This is a genomic window from Burkholderia sp. SIMBA_051 (assembly GCF_046534915.1).
GTDB lineage: Bacteria > Pseudomonadota > Gammaproteobacteria > Burkholderiales > Burkholderiaceae > Burkholderia > Burkholderia ambifaria.
Genome location: NZ_JAWRXS010000002.1, coordinates 46,101 through 67,847 on the forward strand (window position 1 = coordinate 46,101; position 21,747 = coordinate 67,847).

The window sequence follows — 21,747 nt, forward strand, 5'->3', positions numbered from 1 at the left end:
TCACTCGCGCCGCGCGCCGCCCGGTGCCGCACCGCCCTTCGTGAAGGCGGCCGCTCCGGCCCCACGCGCGCGTCGCGCCGTTACAGATCTTCCGATCCGAGCAGCATCTCGGTGATGCCCTTGCCGGCCTGTACCATCGGCCAGACGTTTTCGGTCGGATCGGTCTGGAAATCGAGAAACACGGTGCGGTCCTTCAGGCGCAGCGCTTCCTTCAGCGCCGGCTCCACATCCGAGGTCTTTTCGATCCGCATGCCGACATGGCCGTACGCTTCGGCGAGCTTCACGAAATCGGGCAGCGCATCCATGTACGAATGCGAATAGCGCTTGCTGTATTCGATCTGCTGCCACTGGCGGACCATGCCGAGATAGCGGTTGTTCAGCGAAATGATCTTCACGGGCGTGTCGTACTGCAGGCAGGTCGACAGTTCCTGGATGCACATCTGGATCGAGCCTTCGCCCGTGATGCACAGCACGTCGTCGTCCGGGTGCGCCATCTTGACGCCCATCGCTGCCGGCAGGCCGAAGCCCATCGTGCCGAGGCCGCCGGAGTTGATCCAGCGACGCGGCTTGTTGAAACGGTAGAACTGCGCGGCCCACATCTGGTGCTGGCCGACGTCCGAGCACACGAACGCGTTGCCGTCCGTCAGCTCCCACGCCTTCTCGACCACGTACTGCGGCTTGATGATCTCGCTTTCGCGGTCGAACTTCAGGCAGTCCTTCGAGCGCCAGCCCTCGATGTCCTTCCACCATTGCGCGAGCGCGTCGGTATCGGGGCCATGCTCGGCCGTCTGCAGCTGCTCGATCAGCTCCTTCAGCACTTCCTTCACGTCGCCGACGATCGGGATGTCGACCTTCACGCGCTTCGAGATCGACGACGGGTCGATGTCGATGTGGATGATCTTGCGCGGACGCGACGCGAAGTGCGCCGGGTCGCCGATCACGCGGTCGTCGAAGCGCGCGCCGATCGCGATCAGCACGTCACAGTGCTGCATCGCCATGTTCGCTTCGTAGGTGCCGTGCATGCCGAGCATGCCGAGGAATTTCTTGTCCGACGCGCGATAGCCGCCAAGGCCCATCAGCGTGTTCGTGACCGGGTAGCCGAGCAGGTCGGCGAACTGGTTCAGCTCGCGCGCCGCGTCGGCGAGGATGATGCCGCCGCCCGTGTAGATGTACGGACGCTTCGCGGACAGCAGCAACGACACGGCCTTGCGGATCTGGCCCGAATGGCCTTTCGTGACGGGGTTGTACGAACGCAGCGACACGCTCTTGACCGGCTCGTACTGGCACGGGGTCTTGGAGATGTCTTTCGGGATGTCGATCAGCACCGGGCCCGGACGGCCGGTGCGGGCGATGTAGAACGCCTTCTTGACGGTTTCCGCGAGGTCGCGCACGTCCTTCACGAGGAAGTTGTGCTTCACGCACGGACGCGTGATGCCGACGGTGTCGCACTCCTGGAACGCGTCCTGGCCGATCGCGGCAGTCGGCACCTGGCCGCTGATCACGACCATCGGGATCGAATCCATGTAGGCCGTCGCGATGCCGGTCACCGCATTGGTGACACCGGGGCCGGACGTCACGAGACAGACGCCGACGTTGCCGGTGGAACGCGCATACGCATCGGCTGCGTGCACGGCCGCCTGTTCGTGGCGCACCAGCACGTGCTGAATCTTGTCCTGCTTGTAAAGCTCGTCGTAGATGTAGAGTACCGAGCCGCCGGGGTAGCCCCAGATGAATTCGACGTTCTCGTCGGCCAGTGCCTTCATGAGCACGGTGGCGCCGATGGAGTCGCTATCGGGAGGGGAAAGGGGTTCCGACGTGGAGAATTCCGCGCTGGGCATGTTCATTTTGACCTTTCGAATTTTCGGCAAAAAATTGATCGGGTGCTCTCTGCCGGGCTTGTGGCTCGGGTTCAAGCGGCGCGTCCAGTTTGAAGGGCGGGCTTCTTGGGCCAGCCTCAAATGAGACCATCACTTCATGTTGCGAATCGCTGACGATAGCCGGTCACGATTGGGCCGTCAAGCAAAATATCCCGCAGCGCATCATGGCCGCCGCCCGGCGGCCCGCGGACGCGGCTCGCACACAACGTGGCGCGCCGCAACCGGTGCCAAGTCGCGCGAAAATTTGTTAGCATCCGCGGGTTTTACGAAATTTTTCGACCCTTTTCACACGCCGCAGTCCGCAGCGCATACCTTTACGGAATGGCATCAGACAAGGAACTCGCCGACTTTCTGGCGGGCGTCGAAAGGCGCGCGTTCAAGCAGGCTGCCTACGCCGTGCGTGACGACGATGCGTCGCTCGACATCGTGCAGGACGCGATGATCAAGCTGGCGGAGAAATACGGCGACCGGCCGGCGGCCGAGCTGCCGCTGCTGTTCCAGCGGATCCTGCAGAACGCCATCCACGACTGGTTCCGCCGGCAGAAGGTCCGCAATACGTGGGTCACGCTCTTCTCGTCGCTCAACAATACGGACGACGACGACTTCGATCCGCTGGAAACGCTCGAATCGGCGGACGACAATGCGGGTGTCGAGAGCACGGAGCACCGCCTCGAGCGGGAACAGGTTCTGGCCCTGATCGACGAAGAAATCCAGAAACTTCCGGCGCGTCAACGGGAAGCGTTCCTGATGCGTTATTGGGAAGATATGGATGTCGCCGAGACTGCCGCCGCAATGGGGTGCTCCGAAGGCAGCGTCAAGACGCACTGCTCGCGAGCCACTCATACCCTGGCACACGCGCTCAAGGCCAAAGGAATCACGCTATGAGCTCCGCTCCCGTAAATCGAGAATACGAATTCGCGCTGAAGGTCCGCCGCGCGCTGGACGAACGTGCCGCGGCGCTGCCTGCCGCGACCACCGACCGTCTGGCCGTCGCGCGCCGGGCCGCGCTCGCGCGCAAGAAGCCGGAACCCGCGAGCGCGCCGGTGTTCGTGCCCGCCTTCGCCGGGGCGGCCGGCGCATACGGCATGCCGCCCGCGAGTAACCCGCAGGCAGGCCGCCCGTCCGCGTCGCTCGCGCGCCGGCTGCTGCGCGCGTGGCCGCTCGCGCTGCTGCTGGCGGGGCTCGTCGGCATCGCCTACTGGGAAGACATGCAGCGCACCGCCGAGCTCGCCGACATCGACGCGGCGATGCTCAGCGACGACCTGCCGCTCAACGCGTATCTCGATCACGGGTTCAACGCGTATCTTTCGCACGCACGCTAACAGACAATAACGAGGGGATCGCACGGGTGAATCAGAAACGCGGCCTGGCCGTATTTTTCGGATGCGTGATCGCGATCGCCGTTTCCTACGTCGCCACCTACTCCCGATTCAACCCGCCCCCCGCGACGGTCTCCGCCGCGGCCAGCAGCGCACCCGCGCCGACCTCGGCCGCCGCCTCGCTGTCCACCGAACTCGCCCCGCTGCCCCTGCCGCTGCCGGCCGCCAACGGCCCGCTGTCGTGGGCGCGGCTGACGCCCGCACAACATGCGGCGCTCGCGCCGTTCGCCGATCAGTGGGACGGCTTCAGCGATGCACGCAAGCGTAAATGGCTGAAGATCGCGTCGCGTTTCGCGAAGTTGACGCCGGATGAGCAAAAACACCTGCAGGACAGAATGTCCGAATGGGCGCGGATGACGCCCGAGCAGCGGCGCGTCGCACGCGAGAATTACCAGAGCGCGAAGGAGCTGTCCGCGCAGGCGCGCGAGCGCGCGTGGAAGGCCTATCAGCAATTGCCCGAAGAGCAGAAGCAACGGCTCGCGGCGACCGAGCGTCGCCGCCGGCCGAGCGTCGTCAGCGCGCCGCCGACCGTCGCCGACCGCGACGTGCGCCGCCTCGTCAATTCGCACGAGCATCCGGCGAGCAACGTCGCCGCCGTGCCGGTGCCCGCATCGGCCAGTGCCGGCTTGCCGCCCGCCGCGTCCTCCACGTCCGGTACCGCGCCTGCACCCGCACCGGCCGTCGTCACGCCGGTGTCACCGGCCGACGCGCCGTCGATGTTCAAGGGTTCCTGATCGGCCGTGGCGAGCGCCCCCGCACCCCAGGCCCCGGCCATCGCCGCGCCGTCCGTGCGGCGGCGCCTCGCGGCGATGCTGTACGAAGCCGTGCTGCTGTTCGGCGTCGTGTTCTTCGCGGGCCTCGCATTCAGTCTCGCGATGCAGCAGCGCAACGGGCTCGTCCATCACGACCTCCTCGCCGCGTGGATCGCGCTCGTCGTCGGCGCGTATTTCGTCTGGTTCTGGACCCACGGCGGCCAGACGCTGCCGATGAAGACCTGGCGGCTGCGGCTCGAATCGTCGAGCGGCCGGCCGCTGAGCGCCGCGCATGCGCTCGTCCGCTATGCGCTCGGCTGGCTGTGGTTCCTGCCGCCGCTCGCGCTGCATCCGCTGCTCGGCCTGTCGGTGCCCGTCACGCTCGCGCTCGCCGCCGCGTGGATCGTCGCGTGGGCCGGCGCCGCCCGCCTGCACGCCGATCGCCAGTTCCCGCACGACCGCCTCGCGCGCACGCGCGTCGTCGCGATTCCGCGCTGACGAGCTGACGCCTCGCGCGGTCCGCGCATCCGTCAGACGAAATCCGTCGAAACCGCCCGGAGCGCCGCCCCGCGCGGCTTGCCCGATAGCGACAGGCCCGTCGGTTCGGCAAGTTACACAACCCCGTCCCATTCACTGCTAAACACGCCGCGACGACAGTAATAAGAACGTCTCGTGACTGTCACGGCATGGTCACGCCCACATGGCGCAATGCCGGTAATGTCAATCGGCGCGAGTCATGCATGGGCCAGAAAACGTCCGCGACCTCCCTGTTCCGTCAACCGCTCGGCGCCCGCGCCGTCACCGCCTTCGTGTCCGGCGCGGCCGCAACCGACGCCCTTTCGGCGCACGAGCCGCCGACCGCGCACGCGACGCAGCACGACGATCCCGAACCGTCCGCGCATCGTTACCGCACGATCTGGCTGTCCGACATCCATCTCGGCTCCAGCGGCTGCCAGGCGCCGTACCTGCTCGACTTCCTGCGCCACAACGATTCGGAGTACCTGTACCTCGTCGGCGACATCATCGACGGCTGGCAGCTGAAGAAGGGCTGGTACTGGCCGCAGGCGCACAACGACGTGGTGCAGAAGGTCCTGCGCAAGGCGCGCAAGGGCACGCAGGTGGTCTACATCCCGGGCAACCACGACGAAGGCGCGCGGCAGTTCTGCGACCTCGCGTTCGGCGACATCCAGGTGCGCGGCGAGGCGTTTCACACGACGCTCGCGGGCAAGCGTCTGTGGATCGTGCACGGCGACCTGTTCGACGGCGTGATCCAGCACGCGAAATGGCTCGCGTATCTCGGCGACACGCTCTACACGCTGATCCTCGTGCTGAACCGCTGGTTCAACCGGATCCGCAGCCGGCTCGGCTTCCAGTACTGGTCGCTGTCGCAGTACCTGAAGCACCAGGTGAAGAACGCGGTGAACTTCATCTCGCAGTTCGAGACCGTGATGACCGACGAAGCGCGCCGCCGCGGCTGCGACGGCGTCGTGTGCGGGCACATCCACAAGGCCGAGATCCGCGACATCGACGGCGTGCTGTACTGCAACGACGGCGACTGGGTCGAGAGCCTGTCCGCCCTCGTCGAAACGATGGAAGGCGAACTGAAGATCGTCTACTGGACGGCGATGCGCACCGCGCCGTCCGCAGCCCCGTCGCGCAAGGCCAAGGCCACCGCCTGACACAACTCCACTTACAGGACACAGCCGCGATGAAGATCATGATCGTCACCGATGCATGGGAACCGCAGGTCAACGGCGTCGTGCGCACGCTCAAGAGCACCTCCCGCGAACTCACCGCGCTCGGCCACCGGGTCGAAATGCTGACGCCGCTGGAATTCCGCACGGTGCCCTGCCCGACCTACCCCGAGATCCGCCTGTCGATCCTGCCGTACCGCAAGCTGCGCGCCCGTATCGATGCGTTCGCACCCGACGCGCTGCACATCGCGACCGAAGGCCCGCTCGGCCTCGCCGCGCGACGCTATGCACGCTCGCGCAAGCTGCCGTACACGACCGCGTATCACACGCGCTTTCCGGAATACGTGCAGGCGCGCTTCGGCATTCCGCTGTCGGCCACCTACAGGTTCCTGCACTGGTTCCACGGGCCGTCGCTCGCGGTGATGGCGCCGACCCCGGTCGTGAAGCAGGATCTCGAGAAGTTCGGATTCACGAACGTCGTGCTGTGGACGCGCGGCGTCGATCTCGACATCTTCCGGCCGATGGAGTCGAAGGTGCTCAACACCGCGCGGCCGATCTTCCTGTACGTGGGCCGCGTCGCGATCGAGAAGAATGTGGAGGCGTTCCTGCGTCTCGACCTGCCCGGCTCGAAGTGGGTCGCGGGCGAAGGCCCGGCCCTCGCCGAACTGAAATCGCGCTATCCGGAAGCGAACTATCTCGGCGTACTGTCGCAAGCCGAGCTCGCCAAGGTGTATGCTGCGGCCGACGTGTTCGTATTCCCGAGTCGCACCGACACGTTCGGCCTCGTGCTGCTGGAGGCGCTCGCGTGCGGCACGCCGGTCGCCGCTTACCCCGTGACGGGCCCGATCGACGTGCTCGGCGGGGGCGCTGCCGGCGCGATGCACGAAGACCTGCAGGAAGCCTGCCTCGAGGCGCTGAAGATCGAACGCGACACTGCCCGCGCGTGGGCCGAGCGCTTCTCGTGGCGCGCGGCGTCCGAGCAGTTCGCGTCGCATCTGAAGCCGCTGCCAAAGACCGCGTACTCGCCCGCCGAAGGTGCCGCCGTTTGAAACGAGACCTGAACGACAAGACCCCCGACGCTGCCGCGACAGCGCAACTGCATCATCCGTTCGATGAAGAAGAGCCGCACGCCGATGCGGACGTGCACACGCACGAACCGCTCGGCCCCGACGATCGCCTGGCGCCGCTGCCGCCGAATCCGTACAAACGCCACCGCGGCATCACGCGCGCGTGGTACGCGCTCAAGCATTCGCTGAACGGGTTTCGCGTCGCGATCCGCGAGGAGAGCGCATTTCGCCAGGAACTCACGCTCGCCGCGCTGATGCTGCCGATCGGTGCGTTCTCACCGGTCCCGGCCGCGTCGCGCGCGCTGCTGATCGCGTCGGTGCTGCTCGTGCTGATCGTCGAGCTGCTGAACTCGAGCGTCGAGGCCGCGATCGATCGCATCTCGCTCGAGCGCCACGAACTGTCGAAGCGCGCGAAGGACTTGGGCAGCGCGGCGGTCACGGTCGCGCTCTTCGCGTGCGTGACGACGTGGGGCTTCGTGCTCGGCCCGGTCGTCGCGCGCTGGCTCGGCTTCTAGCGGCATCCGCGGCAGCACCGCCGTGCGGCGGTGCACCATGCGGCGGGAACGCGCGGCGATCACGAAATGCGCCGTTGGCAGGAAACAGCGGTTTATAATCGTCCGCTAGACTTAGAACAGCAACCCGCGCCGGACGAATCTCGCAGCATCGATTGCAGCGCCCGCCAGTCCGGCACACACAGGGCCGGACGACATGGAAGCGAAACCTCCCCGCCGCACCCGCGAACGGATTCTCGAGTTGTCGTTGAAACTCTTCAACGAGATCGGCGAGCCGAACGTCACGACCACGACGATCGCCGAGGAAATGGAAATCAGTCCAGGCAACCTGTACTACCATTTCCGCAACAAGGACGACATCATCAACAGCATCTTCGCGCAGTTCGAGCAGCAGATCGAACGGCGGCTGCGCTTCCCCGAAGATCACCGTCCGACGATCGACGAAACCTGGTCGTACCTGCAGTACATGGCCGACTTCATGTGGACCTACCGGTTCCTGTATCGCGACCTCAACGACCTGCTCGCGCGCAACCGCACGCTAGAGACGCACTTCAAGCAGATCATCAGCCACAAGGTGCGCTTCGCGCACGACATGTGCGAACTGCTCGTGTCCGACGCCGAAATGGTCGCGACGCCGGCCGAGATCGAAGTCATCGCCACCAACATGGCCGTGATCTCGACGTACTGGCTGTCGTATCAATACGTGATGCATCCGCGCAAGTACAACGATCAGGACGCGATCCGCGAAGAGCTGCACCAGGTGAGCATGCACGTGATCTCGGTGATGGCCCCGTACCTGCGCGGCCGTTCGCGCCAGCTGTTCGACGATCTCGTCTCCGGCAAGCTGCCCAAGCGCCAGTTCACCGACTACCTGCCGCCGCGCGACGGTTCGCCGCGCCCCGCCGGCAGCCCGGTCACCGCCAGACCCGCCGCGAAGGATACGAAACAATGAAGGCAGTGTGCGTTTACTGCGGCTCGTCGTCCGGCGTGCGGCCCGTCTATGCGGACGCCGCGCGCGCGTTCGGCCGCGCGCTCGTCGATGCGGACCTGACGCTCGTCTACGGCGGCGGCCGTGTGGGCCTGATGGGCGTGATCGCCGATGAGGTGATGGCCGCCGGCGGCCGTGCGGTCGGCGTGATCCCCGAGCTGCTCGTCGACAAGGAAGTCGGTCATACCGGGCTGTCGGAGCTGCACGTCGTGCCCGACATGCACCACCGCAAGAAGATGATGGCCGACCTGGCCGACGCGTTCGTCGCGATGCCCGGCGGCGCCGGCACGCTCGAGGAACTGTTCGAGGTCTATACGTGGGCGCAGCTCGGCTATCACCGCAAGCCCGTCGCGCTCTACAACATCGATTCGTTCTACGATCCGCTGATCGCGCTGCTGCGCCATACGGTCGACGAAGGCTTCATGCGTCCGACCTACTTCGACGCGCTGTGCATCGATGCCGAACCGGTCGCGCTGATCGATCAGCTGCGCCGCTACCAGCCGCCCGTCCGCGACAAGTGGGCGTCCGACGACGCGGCCAAGTAACGCTTACGGAGAGCCACGCGCGATGCCTGCACTGTCCGATCGCAAGGCCGTCCTGATCACCGGCGCGAGCCGCGGCATCGGCCGCGCGACCGCCGTGCTCGCGGCCAAGCGCGGCTGGGACGTCGGCATCAACTACGCGCGCGACGCGGCCGCCGCCGAACTCACCGCGCAAGCGGTTCGCGACGCCGGCGCACGCGCGTGCGTCGTCGCCGGCGACGTCGCGAACGAGGCGGACGTCATCGCGATGTTCGACGCAGTCACGGCGGCGTTCGGCCGCCTCGACGCGCTCGTCAACAATGCGGGGATCGTCGCGCCGTCGATGCCGCTCGCCGACATGCCGGTCGACCGGCTGCGGCGGATGTTCGACACCAACGTGCTCGGCGCTTATCTATGCGCACGCGAAGCCGCGCGCCGGCTGTCCACCGACCGCGGCGGGCGCGGCGGCGCGATCGTCAACGTGTCGTCGATCGCGTCCCGGCTCGGTTCACCGAACGAATACGTCGACTACGCGGGCTCGAAAGGCGCGGTCGATTCGCTGACGATCGGCCTGGCGAAGGAACTCGGCCCGCACGGCGTGCGCGTCAACGCGGTACGCCCGGGCCTGATCGAAACCGAAATCCATGCCAGCGGCGGCCAGCCGGGGCGCGCTGCGCGCCTCGGCGCGCAGACTCCGCTCGGCCGTGCGGGCGAAGCGCAGGAGATCGCCGAGGCGATCGTCTGGCTGCTCGGCGACGCGGCGTCATACACGACGGGCGCCCTTCTCGACGTCGGCGGCGGACGATAATCGCCCCGCAGGCGCCTCAACGCGCCGACTGAAACATTCTTCTGGTCACGACACCACAAATCTCCACAATATCGTGACCATTTCAGTAAACATTCGTAACACTTCCATGCTCTACTAGCGCCAAGCCTGAAAACGGTCGGTCATCCGGCTGTCTTTCTCGCGTTGATGCGCCCCTTATTGGTTCCGGCCCATGTCGCCGGACCGGCTTGACCCGACCGAGATCTTTTCCATGCCCGGAACCGCAGCACCCGGCCGGCGACGCACGTCCTCCGTGCCCGCTTCGGCCACGCACGCCCGATCAGCCGCCGATCCCGCTCCCAACGCGACGCTCAATGCCGCCGGCACGCCCGCCGTGGCAGGCGCCACCGCGACGAACGGCGCCGGCGATCGCGTGCTACGGCTCGGCTGGCGCGTGTGGCTGCTGGTCGCCGCGCTGGTCTGCGCGTATACGCTGCCCGGCGTGCTCGGCCACGATCCGTGGAAGCAGGACGAAACCTATACGTTCGGCATCATCCAGCACATGCTCGAGACGGGCGACTTCGTCGTGCCGACCAACGCCGGCCTGCCCTTCATGGAAAAGCCGCCGCTCTACGCGTGGGTCGCGACGAGCCTCGCGTGGCTGCTGCAGCGCGTGATGCCGCTGCACGACGCGGCACGGCTCGCGAGCGCGCTGTTCGCCGCGCTCGCGTTCGGCTTCATCGCACGCGCGGCACGCAGTGCCAGCCGGGCCCAAGGCTGGCTCGAGCTGCGCGTGATCGGCCCCGTCGTGCTGAGCGCGGGCACGCTCGTCGTCATCAAGCACGTGCACGACATGATGACGGACGTCGCGCTGTTCGCCGGCACCGCGATGGCCTTCTGCGGCCTGCTCGAGCTCGTGATGCAGCACGTCGCGCGCGCGCAGCAGATGCGGCATGCGCTGCCGATGCAGCCGTCGGGCCGCTGGGCCGCGCCGATGTTCGGCGCGGGCGTCGGCATCGCGCTGATGGCGAAGGGGCTGTTCGTGCCGCTCGTGTTCGCCGCCACGCTCATGGGCGCGCTGGTGCTCTACCCGGCCTGCCGCACGCGTGCGTTCGCGCGCTCGCTCGGTATCGCCGCGCTCGTGTTCGCACCGTTCGCGCTGATCTGGCCAATCGCGCTGTTCCTGCGCTCCGAGACGCTGTTCATGACGTGGTTCTGGGACAACAACGTCGGCCGCTTCTTCGGCTTCTCAGTGCCGGAACTCGGCGCGGAAAACGACAAGCCGTTCTTCATCCTGCGTGCGTTCCTGCTCGTCGGCTTCCCGGTCGCGCCGCTCGCGATCGTCGCGCTGGCGCGCGGCGCATGGCGTGACTGGCACGCGCCGCGCGTCGCGCTGCCCGTGCTGTTCGCCGGCATCGGCCTGGCGGTGCTGCAAGTGTCCGCGACCTCGCGCCAGCTCTACATCCTGCCGTTCTTCGCGCCGCTCGCGCTGATCGCCGCGCAGGCGATCGAACGCCTGCCGCGCGGGCTGCATCTCGCGTGGGATTACCTCAGCCGCCTGCTGTTCGGTAGCGCCGTCGCGCTCGCGTGGGTGATCTGGGCGGTGATGGCCGATCCGCGCGCATCGCGGGCGAGCCTCGCCCCGCTCGGCCGCTGGCTGCCGCTCGACTGGACGATGCCGATCGTGCCCGGGTTCGTGATCGGCGCGCTGGTGCTGACCGTCGGCTGGCTGTCGCTGCTGCCGAAGCTGCGCACGACCGGCCCGTGGCGCGGCGCGCTGTCGTGGGGCGCGGGCGCGCTGGTGGCGTGGGGCCTCGTGTATACGCTGCTGCTGCCGTGGCTCGACGTCGCGAAGAGCTACCGGTCCGTATTCGACGACCTGGACGCGCATCTCGCGCTCGAATGGCGCGACGACGACTGCATGGCAAGCCTGCACGGGCTCGGCGAGTCGGAAGCGCCGATGCTGTACTACTTCTCCGGGATCCAGCACACGCCGATCGACGACGCGAAGACGACGCGCTGCACGTGGATGATCGTCCAGGGCGTGCGGGCCGTCGATCCGGCGCCGGGCAGTGAGTGGAAACTGTTCTGGAGCGGCGCGCGCCCGGGCGACAACGCGGAACTGCTGCGCGTCTACGTGCGCACGCCTGAAGCACACGACACGCCGTGATGCAACGCGGCGCCGCGCAACGGCGCCGTCGTAGTGATCCCCGGCCCGGCGTCACGCCCCGCGCGCCACCGCTGCGCATGTCAAAACGACGAACCGGGCTCGCGCAGGAAGGCCGCCTCTTCGTCGGTCGACGCGCGACCGAGAATCGCGTTCCGGTGCGGGAACCGCCCGAAGCGCTCGACCACGGCCGCATGGCGCAGCGCGAAGTCGTGATAGCTCTCGCACCCGGCCTCGTCGCGAATGCCCGCGCACAGCCGCACGGCCTCGCGCTGGCTCTCATGCGACTCGTCATGTTCGAACGGCAGGTACGCAAACGCGCGATGATGCCCGCTCGGCAGTTGCGCGTCCCACCCGGCCGCGACGACGCGCCGGGCGAGCGCCAGCGCCTTCGGATCGGCGGAGAATGCGCGCGGCGTGCCACGATGAATGTTGCGCGAGAACTGGTCGAGGACCACGATCAGCGCGAGCGCACCAAGCGGCGTGGCGGCCCAGTGATCGCACGCGCCGTCGCATGCGGCGTCGAGCAACGCGCCGTAGCGCGTGCGCAGCACGTCGTCGAACGCCGCGCCGCCGTTGAACCACACCTTGCGCGCGTGGCCGAACTCGGCGGAACCCGGCTCGCCGAACCAGAAATCGAGAATCTCGCGTGCTTGCGGATCGAGCGCCGCGGCGGTGTCGGTCAGGTTGTCGATCGTCATGCAAACTCCAGTACGACGCGGCGTGTGCGCGCGCTCTTCTTTTCAAGTTTGGCGACCCGCAGGTCGCCGATCTCCGACGTGTTGCGCACGTGCGTGCCGCCGCACGGCTGCAGGTCGACGCCGGCGATGCGCAGCAGCCGCACGCGGCCCAGCCCCATCGGCGGCTTCACGCTCATCGTGCGCACGAGCTCGGGCCGCTCGGTCATCTCCGCGTCGGTGATCCATTCGGTCGTGACCGCATGCGCGCCGCTGACCAGCTCCGCGAGACGGCGCTCGACGTCGGCGCGGTCGATCGCGTCGGACGTCGCGAAATCGAGCCGCACGTAGTCGGCCGTCACGCTGCAGCCGTCGACCGGGTACGGCAGCACCGCGCACATCAGGTGCGCGGCCGTATGCAGCCGCATGTGCCGGTAGCGGCGCTGCCAGTCGATGCCCGCGACCACGCGCGCGCCGGGCGCGAGCGCCGCGACGCGCGCTTCCTGGCCCGGCGCGGGCACGTGCACGGCGTCGTCGGGGGTTGCGCCGTCGAACTTCGCCTTGCGCGTGTCGGCGATCGCGATCGTGCCGCCGTCGGGCAGCGTCAGCATGCCGGTGTCGCCGGCCTGCCCGCCGCCGAGCGGATAGAACACCGTGCGATCGAGCCGGATGCCGTCATCGCCGACGGCCGCGACGACGGCGTCGCATTGCGTCAGATAGGCATCCTCGCGAAACAGGGCTTGGGTCGTCATCGGGGGAACCTCGTATCGAGCGGGGAAACGGTCAGTGTCGCGCCGCACCGCAGCGGCGCCCAGACGCAGATCGTCCGGCGTCCGGACAGCGGCGTACCGGTCGATCAACCGGGCCGGTTGCGCATCCAGTCGGCCGTGTCGTAGAACGAATGCATGAGCCGCTCGCGCAGCGGCTCGGGCAGGCCGGCGTCCTCCATCGCCCACGCCATGCAGCGCAGCCACTGGTCGCGCTCGACCGACGCGATCGGGAACGGCAGGTGCCGTGCGCGCAAGCGCGGGTGGCCGAACCGGCTGATGTAGTGGTCGGGGCCGCCGAGCCAGCCGCACAGGAACCAGAACAGCTTGTCGCGCGAGCCGTCGAGCGACGCAGGATGCAACGCGCGAATCTCCGCGAACTCGGGCTCGAGGTCCATCAGGTCGTAGAAACGGTCCACCATCTCGCGCACGCGGCCTTCGCCGCCCACGAGCTCGAACGCCGTCGGCTGCGACGGCGCATCATCATTCACATCGGTCATTACGGATAATCGGAAACGGGATATTCGGGGCCGCCGGCGACGCTCACGCGTCGCGCAGCGACTGCAGCGCGGGGCGCCGCAACACATTATGCAGGCTCAGCCAGCCGGCCGCACCGGCGCACGCGACGCCGGCCGCGATGCCGGCCGGCACGAGCCACGGATCGACGGCGAGCTGGAAGTCGAACACGCGCGATGCGAGCACCCAGCCGACCGCGATCGCGCCCGCCGACGCCAGCGCACCGGCGAGCGCGCCGACGACGATGAATTCCGCGCGCTGCACCGCGTTGACCTGCGCGCGCGACGCGCCGAGCGCGCGCAGCAGCGCGGCCTCGTGCACGCGCTCGTCGCGCGAGCCGGCGAGCGCCGTGTACAGCACGAGCACGCCGGCCGCGAGCGTGAACCCGAACAGGAACTGCACCGCGCCGACCACCTGCAGCATCATCCGCTGCAGCTGCGCGAGGATCGGCGCGACGTCGATCGCGGTGAGGTTCGGGTAGCGCGCGATCAGCGGATCGAGCAGCGCGGCCTGCTCGGCCGGCAGGTGGAAGCTCGTCAGGTAGACGGCCGGGAAATCCTTCAGCACCGGCGGCGGCATCAGCACGAAGAAATTGACGCGGAACGAGCCCCAGTCGAGCTTGCGCACGCTGGTGATCGGCGCATCGACCGTCAGCCCCGTCACGTCGAAGCGCAGCGTGTCGCCCGGCTTCACGTTCAGGATCTTCGCGAGCCCGTCCTCGATCGAGATCTCCGGCCTGGCCGAGTGACCGAACCAGTCGCCCGCGACGATCCGGTTGTCGGACGGAAGCTCGGTCGTATACGACAGGTTGAATTCGCGGTCGACGAGCCGGCGCGCGTCGTCCGATGGATACGCGTCCGGGTTCACCGGCTTGCCGTTGATCGCGACGAGCCGGCCGCGCACCATCGGCGCGGGCACCGCGTCGCGCACGCCGTGCGCGGCGAGCCACGCCGCGACGTCGTCGCGCTGGTCGGGCTGGATGTCGATCAGGAACTGGTTCGGCGCATCGGGCGGTGTCGACTGCCGCCAGCCGGCGACGAGGTCGTTGCGCGTAATCGCGATCAGCAGCAGGCACATCAGGCCCAGCGCGAGCGCGGTGATCTGCAGCGCACTCGCCGTGCCGCGCCGGTGCAGCGACGCGAGCGCGTAGCGCCAGCCGATGCCCGCGGCCACGCGCGCATTGCGCACCGCGCGCGCCGCCGCGTACAGCACGAGCCGCGCGATCAGCGAGAAACCGACCAGCGCGCCGGCGAACCCGCCCGCGACGATCAGCCCGAGCTTCAGGTTGCCCGCCGCGACGATCAGCAACCCCGCGAACAGCACGACGCCGATCGCATACGCGGCCCACGCGATACGCGACGCGTCGCCCCAGTCGCGCCGCAGCACGCGCACCGGCGGCACGCGCGTGAGCGGCGCGAGCGGCGGCAGCGCGAAGCCGAGCAGCAGCACGAGCGCGGCGCCCACCCCGACGAGCGCGGGCCAGAGGGTCGGCGCCGGCAGCGCGACCTCGATCAGGCCGCCGAGCGCGGCCAGCAGCGCCCAGTGGCCGACGTAGCCGAGCACCGCGCCCGCGATGCCCGAGACGATGCCGATGCCGGCGAATTCGAGCGCGAACAGCGCGCCGAGCGTGCGCCGGCTCACGCCGAGGCAGCGCATCGTCGCGCAACCGTCCAGATGGCGCCGCATGTAGCGCTGCGCGGCCATCGCGATCGCGACCGCGGCGAGCAGCGCGGTCAGCAGCGCGACGAGCGTCAGGAAATGGCGCGCGCGATCGAGCGTCTGGCGCACCTGCGGCTGACCTTCCTGCAGCGATTCGAGGCCGACGCCGCGCAGCTTGCCGCCGTCGACGCGCCCGTGCGCGTAGGCCTCGAAGCGCGCGACGGCCGGCGTGTCGCCGGCAATCAGCAGCCGGTACGTGACGCGGCTGCCGTAGCCCGTGAGTCCGGTCGCGGCGAGTTCGTCCGCGCGCATCATCAGCCGCGGCGAGAAATTGACGAACGAGAAGCCGCGATCGAGCTCGCGGGAAATAGACGCGGCGACCGTGAACGTGCGCAGCCCGACGCGCACGGTGTCGCCCGCCTTCAGATGCAACGCATCGAGCAGCGCGGGATCGGCCCACACGGTGCCAGGCGCGGGAATCGTGGTTGCCTTGTGCGCGGCGCTCGCGCCGGCCGGCACGATCTCGACCGCGCCGCGCAGCGGATAGCCGGGCGACACGGCCTTCACGGCCGCGAGGCGCGCGGGTGCCGCGCCGCTCGCGTGACCGCCGGCGGCTGACGCGATCATGCTCGGGAAGATGGCGGTCGTCGCGGTGCGCAGCCCGAGCGCGCGCGCCTCGCGATCGAACGACGGATCGACGGGATGGTCGGCGCGCACGACGAAATCGGCGCCGAGCATCTGGCGCGCATCGCGCTCGAGCCCCTGGCGCAGCCGATCGGCGAGAAAACCGACGCTCGTGAGCGCCGCGACTGCCAGCACCAGCGCGAGCACGAGCAGCGTCAGCTCGCCGGCGCGCCAGTCGCGCGCGGTCATCCGCGCGGCCTGATGGATCAGGTCGTGCCAGCCGAAGCGGCCGGCATGGCCGGGCCGCCCGGCCGGCGACGGGTCAGCGTGCTGCCGCTCGGCGGGTGACGGCGCCTTCAATCGCGCTTGCCCCCGATCGAGTTGAGCCGCGTCACCATGTGGTTCGCCATCCCGCGGAACCCGCCGGACACGCCGCGCCACAGACGCGGCAACGCCCACGCCGACGCCGCGATGAACGCGGCGAGCAGCACGAGGAACGCAAGGGGAACGAAGAACGCGAGCGCGAGGCCGCCGAACACGAGCCCGTCCTCGGTGGACGATGCGACCCAGTTGGAGATCGGTTCCGGAGAGAGATTGATGAGCGCGCGCGTGCCGGCCTTCGCGACGTGCGCGGCGCCGGCGAGCGAACCGCCGGCCAGCCCGGCGACCGCGAGCACGGTCGGGTCGGCATGGCCGAGCGCACCGGCGGCCAGCACCGCGCCGGCCGGAATGCGGATGAACGTGTGCACGGCGTCCCACAGCGAATCGAACGCGGGGATCTTGTCGGCAAGGAATTCGGTGACGGCGAGCACGGCGGCGGCGCCGATGACCCACGGCGACGTGAGGACCGCGAGCGTATCGGGCAGATGAAGCCAGCCGACCCGCGCGAGCACGCCGGCAATCAGAACCGTCAGGTAAAGGCGCAGCCCGCTCGCCCACGCGAGCCCCGCGCCGAGCGAAATGGCTTCGATCATGGCCCTCTCCTTGCACGTGCCGTGCGATTTGCCGATTGATCGGATCGAGTCGGTATGACCGGCCGCGCGGCGCGTGGCGACCGGCCCCGCCTGCCGCGAACGGCGCAACGGCATTCAGGCCCGAATGCGTTCCATTATAGACAGGCTGTCAGGAGGGCCGACGCAATTCCGCGGTGCGTCACGGCCGGGCGCGGGCGCCGGCCGGCGCCCGGCAGGCCGGTATCAGGCGGACGACGACAGTTTCAGGCCGACCAGCCCGAGCACGATCAGCGACGCGCTCGCGACGCGGGCGACGGTCAGCGCCTCGCCCATCATGACAATCCCGAATATGAACGCGCCGACCGCGCCGATCCCCGTCCACACCGCATACGCGGTGCCGAGCGGCAACTGGCGCATCGCGACCGCGAGCAGCCCGAAGCTGGCGAGCGACGTGACGATCGTAAACACCGACGGCCAGAGTTTCGTGAAACCCTCTGACGATTTCATGCCGGCCGCCCAGGCCACTTCCAGCAAACCGGCGATCAACAACAATACCCACGCCATCTCGACCTACTCCGTCTCGGATGGGGCCGTCCCCGTTGAAGCGAATGACCCGGGGTCGTCCCCGGGCGGCGCCGAGTATAACAAGAGGCTTACAGGTATGCAGGATGCCCACATTGCGAATCGGGCCGGAGCAGGGTCCGGCCGCGGCGGCCGCGGCGGCCGCGCCGAGCTCAGTTCGCCGCGCGCTTGGCGCCGCCGCCGCCGACGCAGCGGTCGTCACGGTACAGCGCCCATTCGTCGCACACGCGGCCATCCTTGAACACGCACATCCCGACCTGACCGCTCGGCAGGTTGCGGATCATGTGGCGGCCGCCGAGCTTCACGCAGTTGACCGACGCGGGATTGGCAAGCGCCGCTTGCGGCGCCGAAGGCTGCTGCCCCGGGGGCAGCGGCTGCGCGAACGCGCCCGATGCGGCAAGCGCCAGCGCACACATGACGACCAGACGGACGGACATTGCACCCTCCTCGGTTTCGTTCGCGTAACGGTCAGCATAGCGGGGAACGCGTGGCCGGTGTGCGCGGCCGGCGCGTGCGGCGACGATGTCGCGCCGACGCAACTTCACCGGCGCGCAGCCTTGCATTCCGGCCGCATCACGCGGCGGGCATCACGCCGCGGTCACGCAGCGCCGACGAGCCGATAGCCGACGCCTGTCTCGGTGACGATGTGCTCGGGCTGCGCGGGATCGCGCTCGAGTTTCTGGCGCAGGTGCGCCATGTAGATGCGCAGATAGTGATGGCTCTCGACATGCGACGGCCCCCACACGTCGCGCAGCAGCTGGCGATGCGTGAGCACGCGTCCCGCGTGCCGCACGAGCGTCGCAAGTAGCCGGTACTCGAGCGGCGTCAGATGCACGATCTCGCCATCGCGCCACACCTGGCGCATCGCGAGATCGACGCTCACGCCGCCGAAGCTGACCTTCGGCGATTCGTTCGCGCCGCCCTGGTTGCGCCGGCGCAGTTGCGCACGGATCCGCGCGCGCAGTTCGGACACGCCGAACGGCTTGGTCAGGTAGTCGTCGGCGCCCGCGTCGAGCGCGGCGACCTTCTCGTCTTCCTGCGTGCGCGCGGACAGCACGATCACCGGCACTTCCGACCAGCCGCGCAGTTCGCGGATCACGTCGAGGCCGTCGGTATCGGGCAGGCCGAGGTCGACGATCACGAGATCGGGCTTGCGGGTCGCCGCGTCGATCAGCCCCTGCTTGCCCGTCTCCGCCTCGAACACGGCGATGTCCTCCTCTTCGAGCGCGGCGCGCACGAAACGGCGGATCTGTTTTTCGTCCTCGATCAGGACGACGGTCAGGCTCGGTTCACTCATGGTCTGGCAAGGGCTCGGAGGGTGACGATGCGCCGGGCACGTCGAGGTCGTCGTCGGGTGCGGCAGGCACGGCCGGCGGCGTGTCGACCGGCAGCGTGAACCAGAAGCGCGCGCCCGTCACGCGGCCGTCGGGCCCGGTCCGGTTGAGCGCGCCGATTCTACCGCCGTGCGCTTCGACGATCGCGCGGCAGATCGCGAGGCCGAGCCCGATGCCCGGCGTCGCCGATTCCTTCTCGCCGCGCGTGAACTTGTCGAAGATGCGCGTTTCCATCCCGCTCGGCAAGCCCGGGCCGTGATCGTCGACGTGCACGCGCACGAACGGGCGCCCGTCGTCGGTCACGCGCTCCGCGCCGATGTCGATCGGCGTGTCGGCCGGCGTGTACTTCGCCGCGTTCTCGAACAGGTTGGTGAACAGCCGCTCCATCAGCACCGCGTCCATCTGCAGCAGCGGCAGGTCGGCCGGCAGCGACACGCGCGCGGGATGCTGCGCCAGCACGCGCTTGCACGCGGCGAGCGCGGCGCCCACGGTTTCCTCGAGCAGCGACCACTCGCGCTTGAGCTGCACGCTGCCGGCCTGCAGCCGCGCCATGTCGAGCAGGTTCGTGACGATGCCCGTCATCCGCAGCGCCTCGTCGTGGATCGCGTCGACGAGTTCGCCTTCGCGCTGCGCGGAGCGTTCGGCCGCCGGCGTGTGCGGCGCGGCCGCGCGCGCGTTCGCGAGCATCGACGAAAAGCCGACGATCGTCGTGAGGGGCGTGCGCAGGTCGTGCGAGATCGCCGACAGCAGCGAGTTGCGCAGCCGCTCGGACTCCATGTTGACGAGCGCATCGCGCGCGATCTCGACGTAGTGCACGCGTTCGAGCGCGAGCGCGATCTGCGCGGCGAACGCATCGAGCATGCGCAGCTGCTCGGGCACCTCGAGCTCGCGCGGATCGCGCGACGCCACCGCGAGCACGCCGCGCGTGCGCATCGGCGCCTTCAGCGGCAGGTACAGCGCGGTGGTCGCGGGCAGCGTGTCGGTGCCGCGCCCGGCCGGCTTCTGCTGGTCGTACACCCACTGGCCGACGTCGCAGTCGAGATCCGCGCCCGTCAGCGTGACGACCGCGTCGGGCTCCTCGATCTTCTGCCGCACCTGATCCGCGCTGTCGGGCAGCAGGAACGCGACGCGCGCGCGGAACACCTCGCCCACGTGGCGGCTGCCGATCTCGACGATCTGCTCGGTCGTCAGCGCCGCGCCGAGTTCGCGCGCCATCGCGTAGATCGCGCCGGTCCGGCGCTCGCGGCGCTGCGCGATGCTCGCCTGGCGCGTCAGCGTCGACGTCAGGTGGCTGATCACGAGCGACGTGAGCAGCATCCCGAAGAAGGTCAGCAGGTATTGCGTGTCGCTGACCGAGAACGACATGCGCGGCGGCACGAAGAAGAAGTCGAACGCCGCGACCGACAGGAACGACTGCAGCACGCCCGGGCCGCGCCCGAGCCGCACGGCAGAGAACACGACGCCGAGCAGGTACAGCATCACGAGGTTCGTCAGGTCGAGCCGTGCGGACACGACGCTCGCGACACCGGTGATCGCCGCGCAGATCGCGGCGGCGTACAGGTAGTGTTGCAGCGGCGAACGACGCGTGCCGAGGTGCGCAAACGCATCGCGCCAGTCGCGTGCGCCCGCGTCGAGCGGCACCGCGCGCACTTCGTCGCTCGCCGACGCGCGGATCAGCATCAGGTCGACGTCGCCCGCGCGTTCGGCGAGCTTTTCGCCGAACGGCCGCGCGAAGCGGCGCGCGAGCCCGACCTTCGACGAGCCGCCCGCGACGATCTTCGACACGTTGCGCACCTTCGCATAGCCGATCAGCGCGGCGACCGCGTCGTCGCCGGCGAGCGTGGCCGTCTCCGCGCCGAGCTCGGCCGCGAGCTTCAGCGCATCGAGCGTGCGCTGCCGCCGCGCGTCGGGCAGCCGCTGCAGCCGCGGCGTCTCGACGTACACGGCGATCCAGTCGGCCCTCACGCTCGCCGCGAGCCGCGCGGCCGCGCGCACCAGCGTGGGCGCCTCGGGGCCGGGACCGACGCACACGAGCAACCGCTCGCGCGCCTGCCAGATGCGCTGGATCGAACGGTCGGCGCGGTACTCGCGCATCTGCGCGTCGACACGGTCGGCCGTGCGCCGCAGCGCCAGTTCGCGCAGCGCGATCAGGTTGCCCTTGCGGAAGAAGTTGCGCACCGCGCGCTCGGCCTGCTGCGCGAGATACACCTTGCCGTCGCGCATCCGCTCGAGCAGCTCCTCGGCCGGCAGGTCGACCAGCGTGACCTCGTCGGCCGCGTCGAACACGCGGTCGGGCACGGTCTCCCACACGCGAATGCCGGTGATCGCGCCGACCACGTCGTTCAGGCTTTCGAGGTGCTGGACGTTGACGGTGGTGTACACGTCGATGCCCGCGTCGAGCAGTTCGTAGACGTCCTGCCAGCGCTTCAGGTGACGCGCGCCCTGCACGTTCGAATGCGCGAGCTCGTCGACGAGGATCAGCTGCGGGGCGCGCGCGAGCGCGCCGTCGAGATCGAATTCGGCGAGCGTGCGGCCGCGATACTCGATGCGCGCGAGCGGCAGCACGTCGAGGCCGTCGAGCAGCGCGGCGGTTTCGCCGCGGCCGTGGGTCTCGACGATGCCGACGACGACGTCGACGCCGTCCTGCAGCCGCTGGCGCGCGGCCTGCAGCATCGCGTAGGTCTTGCCGACGCCCGCGGACGCGCCGAAGAAGATCTTCAGCTGGCCGCGCCGCTGCTTTTCTTCATCGCGCTGCAGCTTGTCGAGGAGTTGGTCGGGATCGGGACGGTTCATGCGTGACGAAGGCGAAGCGCCGGATGGCGCGCGAGTATCGGCATTGTTGTTCCAAATCGCCGCAAAAGGCAAAGACGGCGCAAGCGCCGTCGGAAAAATCGGACCCCGCGCGCCGCAAG

21 protein-coding genes are annotated in these 21,747 nt (G+C 69.0%); 11 read left to right on the forward strand and 10 right to left on the reverse strand.

What is annotated here, in order from left to right:
- Nucleotides 1-80: 80 nt before the first annotated feature.
- On the reverse strand, nt 81-1,844 hold the full coding sequence (locus tag SB771_RS04195) for an acetolactate synthase 3 catalytic subunit (RefSeq protein ID WP_006750444.1): 1,764 nt from the start codon (nt 1,842-1,844) through the stop codon (nt 81-83).
- 354 nt (nt 1,845-2,198) lie between these two features.
- On the opposite strand from SB771_RS04195, the gene SB771_RS04200 reads away from it, so the two are divergent.
- The 11 genes from SB771_RS04200 (at nt 2,199) to SB771_RS04250 (ending at nt 11,726) form a co-directional block, all read left to right on the forward strand.
- On the forward strand, nt 2,199-2,762 hold the full coding sequence (locus SB771_RS04200) for an RNA polymerase sigma factor (protein WP_011657493.1): 564 nt from the start codon (nt 2,199-2,201) through the stop codon (nt 2,760-2,762).
- Entirely contained in the window at nt 2,759-3,199 is a 441-nt protein-coding gene (locus SB771_RS04205; RefSeq protein WP_105830705.1) for a DUF3619 family protein, read from the forward strand. The genes SB771_RS04200 and SB771_RS04205 overlap by 4 nt, the downstream gene beginning before the upstream one ends.
- Before the next feature lie 26 nt (nt 3,200-3,225).
- Nucleotides 3,226-3,990, forward strand: coding sequence for a DUF3106 domain-containing protein (locus tag SB771_RS04210; RefSeq protein WP_006754248.1), 765 nt, complete (start codon nt 3,226-3,228; stop codon nt 3,988-3,990).
- A gap of 6 nt (nt 3,991-3,996) precedes the next feature.
- Nucleotides 3,997-4,506 carry an RDD family protein gene (locus SB771_RS04215; RefSeq protein ID WP_165751784.1) on the forward strand — a complete coding sequence of 170 codons (510 nt, stop codon included), beginning with the start codon at nt 3,997-3,999 and terminating at the stop codon, nt 4,504-4,506.
- A 242-nt stretch (nt 4,507-4,748) separates the two neighbouring features.
- Nucleotides 4,749-5,687, forward strand: coding sequence for a UDP-2,3-diacylglucosamine diphosphatase (locus SB771_RS04220; protein ID WP_175660179.1), 939 nt, complete (start codon nt 4,749-4,751; stop codon nt 5,685-5,687).
- A gap of 29 nt (nt 5,688-5,716) precedes the next feature.
- Entirely contained in the window at nt 5,717-6,751 is a 1,035-nt protein-coding gene (locus SB771_RS04225) for a glycosyltransferase family 4 protein (protein ID WP_175660180.1), read from the forward strand.
- Nucleotides 6,748-7,284: a diacylglycerol kinase gene (locus SB771_RS04230; RefSeq protein ID WP_011657499.1), complete on the forward strand. Its 537-nt coding sequence runs from the start codon at nt 6,748-6,750 to the stop codon at nt 7,282-7,284. The genes SB771_RS04225 and SB771_RS04230 overlap by 4 nt, the downstream gene beginning before the upstream one ends.
- A gap of 193 nt (nt 7,285-7,477) precedes the next feature.
- Entirely contained in the window at nt 7,478-8,233 is a 756-nt protein-coding gene (locus tag SB771_RS04235; RefSeq protein ID WP_011657500.1) for a TetR/AcrR family transcriptional regulator, read from the forward strand.
- Nucleotides 8,230-8,814, forward strand: a complete 585-nt coding sequence (locus tag SB771_RS04240; RefSeq protein WP_011657501.1) for a TIGR00730 family Rossman fold protein — start codon at nt 8,230-8,232, stop codon at nt 8,812-8,814. Before SB771_RS04235 ends, SB771_RS04240 begins: the two co-directional genes overlap by 4 nt.
- Before the next feature lie 22 nt (nt 8,815-8,836).
- Complete coding sequence (locus SB771_RS04245) at nt 8,837-9,598, forward strand: SDR family oxidoreductase (protein ID WP_175660181.1); 762 nt, start codon at nt 8,837-8,839, stop codon at nt 9,596-9,598.
- A 229-nt stretch (nt 9,599-9,827) separates the two neighbouring features.
- Nucleotides 9,828-11,726 (forward strand): ArnT family glycosyltransferase, encoded by a 1,899-nt coding sequence (locus SB771_RS04250; protein ID WP_175660182.1) that lies wholly within the window; start codon nt 9,828-9,830, stop codon nt 11,724-11,726.
- A gap of 80 nt (nt 11,727-11,806) precedes the next feature.
- On the opposite strand, the gene SB771_RS04255 is transcribed toward SB771_RS04250, so the two are convergent.
- From SB771_RS04255 to SB771_RS04295, 9 genes are all read right to left on the reverse strand, one after another.
- Nucleotides 11,807-12,424: a DUF924 family protein gene (locus tag SB771_RS04255; protein ID WP_126228238.1), complete on the reverse strand. Its 618-nt coding sequence runs from the start codon at nt 12,422-12,424 to the stop codon at nt 11,807-11,809.
- A complete protein-coding gene (locus tag SB771_RS04260) occupies nt 12,421-13,152 on the reverse strand; it encodes an alanyl-tRNA editing protein (RefSeq protein WP_175660183.1) in 732 nt (243 codons plus the stop codon). The genes SB771_RS04255 and SB771_RS04260 overlap by 4 nt, the downstream gene beginning before the upstream one ends.
- A gap of 104 nt (nt 13,153-13,256) precedes the next feature.
- On the reverse strand, nt 13,257-13,667 hold the full coding sequence (locus SB771_RS04265) for a group II truncated hemoglobin (RefSeq protein ID WP_175660184.1): 411 nt from the start codon (nt 13,665-13,667) through the stop codon (nt 13,257-13,259).
- Between the two features lie 43 nt (nt 13,668-13,710).
- A complete protein-coding gene (locus SB771_RS04270; RefSeq protein WP_175660430.1) occupies nt 13,711-16,215 on the reverse strand; it encodes an ABC transporter permease in 2,505 nt (834 codons plus the stop codon).
- Nucleotides 16,216-16,322: 107 nt separating this feature from the next.
- Nucleotides 16,323-16,940, reverse strand: a complete 618-nt coding sequence (locus tag SB771_RS04275; RefSeq protein WP_012364337.1) for a DUF4126 domain-containing protein — start codon at nt 16,938-16,940, stop codon at nt 16,323-16,325.
- A 222-nt stretch (nt 16,941-17,162) separates the two neighbouring features.
- The gene (sugE, locus tag SB771_RS04280) at nt 17,163-17,483 is read right to left on the reverse strand and encodes a quaternary ammonium compound efflux SMR transporter SugE (protein ID WP_011657508.1); all 321 of its coding nucleotides are present in this window, start codon (nt 17,481-17,483) and stop codon (nt 17,163-17,165) included.
- Nucleotides 17,484-17,653: 170 nt separating this feature from the next.
- Entirely contained in the window at nt 17,654-17,938 is a 285-nt protein-coding gene (locus SB771_RS04285) for a DUF333 domain-containing protein (RefSeq protein WP_175660185.1), read from the reverse strand.
- A 161-nt stretch (nt 17,939-18,099) separates the two neighbouring features.
- Nucleotides 18,100-18,798, reverse strand: a complete 699-nt coding sequence (kdpE, locus tag SB771_RS04290; protein ID WP_012364338.1) for a two-component system response regulator KdpE — start codon at nt 18,796-18,798, stop codon at nt 18,100-18,102.
- A complete protein-coding gene (locus SB771_RS04295; RefSeq protein WP_175660186.1) occupies nt 18,791-21,628 on the reverse strand; it encodes a DUF4118 domain-containing protein in 2,838 nt (945 codons plus the stop codon). The genes kdpE and SB771_RS04295 overlap by 8 nt, the downstream gene beginning before the upstream one ends.
- Nucleotides 21,629-21,747: the final 119 nt, after the last annotated feature.